The 6,257-nt window shown below is 38.1% G+C and carries 9 protein-coding genes; 7 read left to right on the top strand and 2 right to left on the bottom strand.

Annotation, left to right across the window (positions count from 1 at the left end):
- The first annotated feature begins 79 nt into the window (after positions 1–79).
- Both R7P74_RS18245 and R7P74_RS18240 read left to right on the top strand, forming a co-directional pair.
- Positions 80–292: a hypothetical protein gene (locus tag R7P74_RS18245; protein WP_203347288.1), complete on the top strand. Its 213-nt coding sequence runs from the start codon at positions 80–82 to the stop codon at positions 290–292.
- 308 nt (positions 293–600) lie between these two features.
- Positions 601–1,758: a tyrosine-type recombinase/integrase gene (locus R7P74_RS18240; RefSeq protein WP_025634105.1), complete on the top strand. Its 1,158-nt coding sequence runs from the start codon at positions 601–603 to the stop codon at positions 1,756–1,758.
- On the opposite strand, the gene R7P74_RS18235 is transcribed toward R7P74_RS18240, so the two are convergent.
- Positions 1,755–2,477, bottom strand: coding sequence for a hypothetical protein (locus R7P74_RS18235; protein ID WP_025634107.1), 723 nt, complete (start codon positions 2,475–2,477; stop codon positions 1,755–1,757). The genes R7P74_RS18240 and R7P74_RS18235 overlap by 4 nt on opposite strands.
- Positions 2,478–2,655: 178 nt before the next feature.
- Between R7P74_RS18235 and R7P74_RS18230 the strand changes: the two genes are divergently transcribed.
- Both R7P74_RS18230 and R7P74_RS18225 read left to right on the top strand, forming a co-directional pair.
- Complete coding sequence (locus tag R7P74_RS18230) at positions 2,656–3,018, top strand: hypothetical protein (protein ID WP_025634109.1); 363 nt, start codon at positions 2,656–2,658, stop codon at positions 3,016–3,018.
- Between the two features lie 3 nt (positions 3,019–3,021).
- A complete protein-coding gene (locus R7P74_RS18225) occupies positions 3,022–3,459 on the top strand; it encodes a hypothetical protein (protein ID WP_025634110.1) in 438 nt (145 codons plus the stop codon).
- Here the strand turns inward: R7P74_RS18225 and R7P74_RS18220 are convergent.
- On the bottom strand, positions 3,456–3,947 hold the full coding sequence (locus tag R7P74_RS18220; protein ID WP_025634112.1) for a hypothetical protein: 492 nt from the start codon (positions 3,945–3,947) through the stop codon (positions 3,456–3,458). The two genes, R7P74_RS18225 and R7P74_RS18220, sit on opposite strands and share 4 nt — an antisense overlap.
- Positions 3,948–4,261: 314 nt before the next feature.
- On the opposite strand from R7P74_RS18220, the gene R7P74_RS18215 reads away from it, so the two are divergent.
- The 3 genes from R7P74_RS18215 to R7P74_RS18205 are packed head-to-tail and all read left to right on the top strand — an operon-like array spanning position 4,262 to position 6,253.
- Positions 4,262–4,816: a J domain-containing protein gene (locus R7P74_RS18215; RefSeq protein WP_025634113.1), complete on the top strand. Its 555-nt coding sequence runs from the start codon at positions 4,262–4,264 to the stop codon at positions 4,814–4,816.
- Positions 4,803–5,327, top strand: coding sequence for a hypothetical protein (locus tag R7P74_RS18210; protein ID WP_077202328.1), 525 nt, complete (start codon positions 4,803–4,805; stop codon positions 5,325–5,327). The genes R7P74_RS18215 and R7P74_RS18210 overlap by 14 nt, the downstream gene beginning before the upstream one ends.
- The gene (locus tag R7P74_RS18205; RefSeq protein WP_025634116.1) at positions 5,324–6,253 is read left to right on the top strand and encodes a type IV secretory system conjugative DNA transfer family protein; all 930 of its coding nucleotides are present in this window, start codon (positions 5,324–5,326) and stop codon (positions 6,251–6,253) included. The genes R7P74_RS18210 and R7P74_RS18205 overlap by 4 nt, the downstream gene beginning before the upstream one ends.
- Positions 6,254–6,257: the final 4 nt, after the last annotated feature.

Genomic DNA, 6,257 nt, shown 5'->3' with positions numbered 1-6,257 from the left:
ACCACCTCCGCAGCCATTTATTGGTGTGGTCTACAGAGGATTATGTCTTTTTAGAGGGGAAAATCCCTAGAACCCCTTAATGGAAAAATGCGACAGTTTCTATTTAGAATACCTACCAGCTAAAACAGATCCGAGTTACAAGAAGAAGATCATAGAAGTTCAACAGCTAAAGCCAGAGTGGATTGAACAAACCTACCAGAAATTAACTTGGTTACGATCTGACTATGGACTTCCTGATTATCCACCACTGGAAGACTTATCCAATGGTCAATTGACTTCAGTAAGCAACTGATTTCAAACCTAACAGCACAAGGCAACTTTAAATGTTGCCTTTTTTTTATCTATATTCAAGTAATATTCCCTTACGCAGTCTAGCAGACTATGTAGAACCATGGGTTATTATGTGGGTTTTACTTTAGTAGCTCGCTTTGTTTTCGTTAAGCTAATCTTCGAATAATTCATATAAACTCAACAAACAAATAACACTGTATAAATAGACATGATTATAAAGTGTAGTATAATTTGAGTTATATTACACTTTTTGGCCGTTAAGGTTAGCGTTACAGGTGACAGCGTAACACTTTATTTTTGGAGGTGAACGTGGAGATTACTAAGCAAAATTTACCAATTCCTGCATCCGGATTAGAAAAGATTAAGGCATTAGAACTAGGCAATAACAAAGAAAAAGAAAATCTTTCACGATTTAAAATCCCTTTGCCTGAACTTGACGGTGCAATTGATCCTGATCACCCAAACCTAAAGACAATACTAGATAACATGGCCATATTCGAGGCTACACGTGGTGGTTTTTCGAAGGCAACACAAAAAAACATGTTTTCCGCTGTTCGCTCTTGGATAAGATTTACTGAGTATATTGAATTAGCCTACGCATTTCCTATACATCCAAGAATGTTTTACTACTGGATACTACACCTAAAAAATGAACAGAAAGTGTCTTATGCGACTCTAATGAGCCGAAAGAACCTCATAGCCATATTTTTGAATCAACTAGGATTCGCCAACGTAACTGAAGACAAGCTTATAAAAGACTTTTTCAGGGGTGTAAAAAAGGATATGGCAGAATCTGATTTATCAAAGGTAGAGCAAAAAGTTGCTTCACCATTCAGAGCAAGCGATTTGAACAGACAGATCGAAATAGTTGGGACACTTGAACAAGCTGGGCCAAAGCTTTTCAAAGACCTAGCATACATGACCATTGCATACTCTACTGCTCTTCGAGAAGAAGAGATCTTTACTTTAAAACGTAAAAACGTCATCATTTCTGGTGACACTGTCACTATAGTGAGGACAAAATCTAAGACATCTGCAGCGCCACCCAAAAAGTCTATCATTGGCAGGTATGCAGGGATCGTGAAGAAATATATTGAACTTGTAGAAAAAGGAGTTGAGCTTTACAACCATGTAACCCCTTCAAGTCCAGTCGAAGATCAGGAATATTATATTTTTGGTTGGATTCTGAAAAATGGACAGCTTAAGGACCCATTAAAACCTATGAATGGTGTATCCGTACTTAGATTGTTCCGTAAAGCATATGAACGACAAAGTGTATTTAAAGGTCGTTGTTGGTCAGGGCATTCGGGACGTTGTGGAGCGGTAGTTGATGGGCATGTCGTTCATAAGATGAATGCAGTCGACCTTATGTCTATTGGTGATTGGACAAATATGGGTACTGTTAAAAGATATCTGAGAGCTACCGGTCACCTAGAAGCTTCAAATATCGAACTACAAAAACACTAAATCAAAGCTATCTGACGCAGAATTCGTTCTTGGTCCAAATCTGGAAACGCAGTAGCGAAGTAGTGTTTAGTAGCCACTTCTAATTGGGCCATAAACTTTATCTTTTGGGCGATGTTTCCTGTAAGGCTTATTGTTTTACCGGAGATGATTGTGCTTACATAAATCGAGCTCTCTTTAAATCCTATAGACAATGGCCCAGTTTGTTGTTGGTGAAACTTTAACTTGAAATCAAGGCATTTAAGGTTTTGAAGAAATAGGGAATAAGCTTGAATAAGTTCAGTGTGAGAAAAGGCAACTGAGATTTTGTTGTTCCAATCACTTGAGCGACCGTTATGTTCTGGGCAAATGTCTACAACAATTGAAATTAGGTTGTTAGCTATGTTTCCTAATCGAATCACCGCTGCACAATTTAATGACTTGTTATAGAGATTAATTTGACTATTTGGGTGGAAGTAAGCGTTTGATTTTGTGGCAGAAGGTTGCACTGATTGTGACTTGCCGCCAACTTCAGATAGACGAACGTCCTGCTTTTGTTGATTAAAGGCGTTCAAACAGACATCATTGCTTGGCAAAGTTGTACTTTGTGGGCTTAGGTGTTTATCGTGTACATTAACAATTCGATCTGAGGTTTTTTCTGATACTACATCCTGATGATTCAGATCATCTGTTATGTCAGAAAACTCGTTGTCTGGTTGAAATTCCCATGAATTTACACTCATATCGCCCCCAAAGTAGTACGTTAGTTGTCAAAAAAATGGCAAATACCCTTGTTTATGTATATCTTATATTGATACATAAGCAAGATTTATAAAGACTGGACTGGTTCCTGGTGAAGCAAAGAGGAGTTACCTTTGCCATCAATAGAACCGATGGGCACAAGCTTAAAACAAAAAATATATGAACCCAATCTCTCTAAAGACATTACCAAATTTTACAAGCTATGTGCTTTCTATTTCAGAGTACTTGCTCTTAAATGTTCTTGAAAACGACAAGAAAATCATAAAGAAAATTCAAAGCGGTGATGAGCTACCTCTACCTGAAATTAAAAACTCTTTAGATCAACGATTTGAAGATCTAAAGTTAGAAATATTTGACTATGAAATCCTTAAGTCAATCGCTATGAATTATCCTCATGACCACTACGCTGAAAAAATCGTGTCTTGTAACTATGACTATCATATGACAATGACCTGGTTCAAGAAGGCTATTCTTCAGTCATCTGTTAGACCACTTGCCTTTGCACAGCTTGAGTTAGGCTAAAAAATGGATTTAGAAAAACTCAAAGTGTCAGTTGAAAAGTTCTCAAGTCAGAACTTTCAAAAACAACAAGATATTCTCCAACTACAAAATAGAATGATCGGCACCATTCTACAAATCAGACTAAGTGCAATACCACCAGCTCGAAGAAGTGAATTCGATAATACCAGTTTTACAAATTTGCCAAGTTTGCTAACAAAATGGCAAGTTAATCCAAATGCTGTACAAGATATCAATTTCTTTCTGAATGAATTTGAGACAAAGTTTGGCAGGAGATTTGACCATATTAGCTTGAAGAGTGTTGAGAAAGCTAATGTACTTGAACCTAGTCAACAAACAATAAATCAGAGGCTAGAATCTTGTATAACTGGACCAGTAAATGAAAAGGACGCCATTGGTATCAAACAACAGCGTCCTGATAATGACTTCGACTTTTCTCGCTAGTAGAGCCCTTCCATAAATGCCTCATCATCAAGACATGCTCTTTCAATTTCCAAGAACTCTTCCATTTTACGTAAGTAATAGGACTGCTCTTCGAAAGTGATTTCATCAAACAAAAATTGATATCCGCTCATAGGTGTAGATGAAACTATTTTAGAGAGAAAGTGCTTTGACTGTTTAGTAAAGCCAGGAGAAACAATAAGCGCCGAAACATTGTTGGCTCTAATTGTTAGAAGTTGAGTTTGGCTAATAATTTCATGTTCTGCGTCTAGCCAACCTCGAGCTACCTTTAACTTTTTCTCTAAAAGCCTAGCGCTACGGTCTGAAACATAGCTTTCTTTTGAATTAAGCCTAACGTCACGATGATTAATACCTAACCGTGAAACTAATTCAAGATTAGCCTCACGATTGATTAAATATGCCGCACCACCTTCATTCTGTTTTGTAGCGAATATGTCGGAGAACAGTTCGCTGTAATGATTCTTATCCATAAATACTTTCTTATTTTTGAGAATAGACGCAAATAATCATGTGACTTGTATCTAAACATTAACTGCCGTTATGTCTAATTTTTACCCATGAAGAGTGAAACTTAAATAAATTTTCATCATTTGTTGCATATGTGTGAGCTATATCCCTATTTGTAGGTCGCATTACGCAAATATTTCTACAATTTGTTGAGTAATTAGTCTATTGAACCGATATCACTTCTGAGACTAGCAAATTGAAACTAACATTTGACTCAATAATAAGCCTATGCTAGCAGCTTTTGCTATTGTATTTTAGACAAAAATGGCATAGATTTATGCTATTATTTGCTATTAGACATCTTATTGTGTTCGAACTAATTAAAGAAAAAATATTGGGTTTGGCTTCCATACTCATCACTTCTTTCGCTGCTACATATTATTTGTCCGCGAGTTATACATTCGGTGTTTTCACGAGTGCCTTATTTGGCATCGCATATTTGTACTTTATGCAACGGCAACAACAACAATCGGTTAGAAGAAAGGAAGCACAAGCGAAGATACGTGGGTTTGGTTATACAAACTCAATTTCCTCTCAGATGGAAAGACCCTCTAATGCGAGTAGATCTCAAAGTTCTCCGACTCTGAATGAACAAAACCCATTTAACTTCTCTGAAGAAGAAGTTCAGGCTTTCAAATTATTAGGGCTACCTATTACGTCCCTCAATATTTCTGAAATCAAGAAAGCCTTCCATCAAAAAGTTAGGTATTACCACCCAGACATTAACCAAAACATCAGTACGGATGAATCAATCATCACTGTTTCAAATCTGAATACAGCTAAAACACTTTGCATCAATGCAACGAAGAGGAAACAAAATGAACGTCTTTAAGCTTTCTAGCATAGCATTCGCTTCTACTCTACTTCTTGGGTGCGCAACTAATGAAGTCAAAGATTTAAGGCACTTAGAAAAGAGCCCTGAAGAAAGGGCTTTTGGCGATCTTGAGCCATATGCAGTTGAAATGCTTGACGAGCTCCGATTGTTAGCAAAAACGAGAAGTGCACATGCACAAGCACTTAAAGGCCCTGAGCAGAGAAGGCAGGAGCGCATGCTCTCTACAATGCTGTTACCTGGTTTTGAAAAGGTTGTTGACTGGAATTGTGATTGTGAAGTCGAAACTGCCGTAAAAGGTATTGCTGAGACAGTAGGTTATGGTTCTGATCGAGTATTTACTTATGGCCAAAAACCACCTGGTGGCGTGTTTGTAAGTATTAAACTGAAGGATCAACCAATAAACGACGCAATAAAGATTATTGACTCTGAAAAGGGTGCCCAGGTAGACATCATGGTCGATAACCGACTTAAGACGATTGTCGTTAAATACTTGGAGACAAAAGCGTGAGAACCAATACTGCTATTTGTTTAATTGCTAGTCTATTTTTCAGTGTTACCACTTTGGCAGATGAATCTAAGCGCACCTATTACAGCTTAAGTGAACTAAAAGATGTAAAGGTTAGACAACAACTAGTAAGCGATGGTGAAGAGGCACTCAGAATTGAGTCGATCCGCGAAAGAGCTGAAGAAGTTGGCAGTGCGAATGGTTATATAGCTACGATGGAGCGCTTAACAGATGTAGTGGATAGCAAGTCTCACCTCTTTGACCGCTTGCTACCTTTCGAGCATCTCATTAACGCTTCTGCAAATCTAAGTTCAGGTGAAGCCAAGTACCTTCGTCCAGGTATGGTAGACAAAGTAGAAGCTCATGCCGCGATAACGCGAGACACAAAAGCTACGATTATCAGGACCGATAATCTTGTCTATCGATTGAGAGAACAACCTAAGCCTGTGTTGAGGAAACCGCATTGGTCTGACTATCTCTACGACAAAAATTCACTTACTCCGACCACATTAATTGACGAACTTTTACCTAGAAATTCAGAAGAATTGGAGATCTTCAACTCAGCTCTTGATGAGGGATGGGCCATGGGCTCAGAACAAGCAATTGCTGAGATGAGAACTCGTGTAATTAATGCTTTTATTGACGCAACAGCCATGATCCGTTACGTGAATTTAGTTGAGTCCGGATATATAGAAAAGCCAGATATGATTATTGAAAATGTAGGAATTACGGTACAAGGAGACCAATTAGGTTTAGGCACTCAGTTCATATCTTTGAGTGGTGAGGCAGTTTGGCAGACAAACTCTGATCTCTATTCTTCACCAGTAATAAAAGACCCTAGGGGCTCTGTACGTAGGGATGCTGTTTCTAAAGTAGAAACTGAAGGCCTTACTCACGACCAAATTAAATCCATTCTCGTTGAAGAGTGACACC

The organism is Vibrio sp. 2033 (genome assembly GCF_033339735.1).
This window is presented reverse-complemented; position numbering and strand designations above follow the sequence as displayed.

What these genes read in the sequence shown, in the direction of transcription:
- R7P74_RS18215 (WP_025634113.1), top strand. Translation starts at nt 4,262, where the DNA reads ATGCTATTATTTGCTATTAGACATCTTATTGTGTTCGAACTAATTAAA.
- R7P74_RS18220 (WP_025634112.1), bottom strand. Translation starts at nt 3,947, where the DNA reads ATGGATAAGAATCATTACAGCGAACTGTTCTCCGACATATTCGCTACA.
- R7P74_RS18230 (WP_025634109.1), top strand. Translation starts at nt 2,656, where the DNA reads ATGAACCCAATCTCTCTAAAGACATTACCAAATTTTACAAGCTATGTG.
- R7P74_RS18225 (WP_025634110.1), top strand. Translation starts at nt 3,022, where the DNA reads ATGGATTTAGAAAAACTCAAAGTGTCAGTTGAAAAGTTCTCAAGTCAG.
- R7P74_RS18210 (WP_077202328.1), top strand. Translation starts at nt 4,803, where the DNA reads ATGAACGTCTTTAAGCTTTCTAGCATAGCATTCGCTTCTACTCTACTT.
- R7P74_RS18235 (WP_025634107.1), bottom strand. Translation starts at nt 2,477, where the DNA reads ATGAGTGTAAATTCATGGGAATTTCAACCAGACAACGAGTTTTCTGAC.
- R7P74_RS18245 (WP_203347288.1), top strand. Translation starts at nt 80, where the DNA reads ATGGAAAAATGCGACAGTTTCTATTTAGAATACCTACCAGCTAAAACA.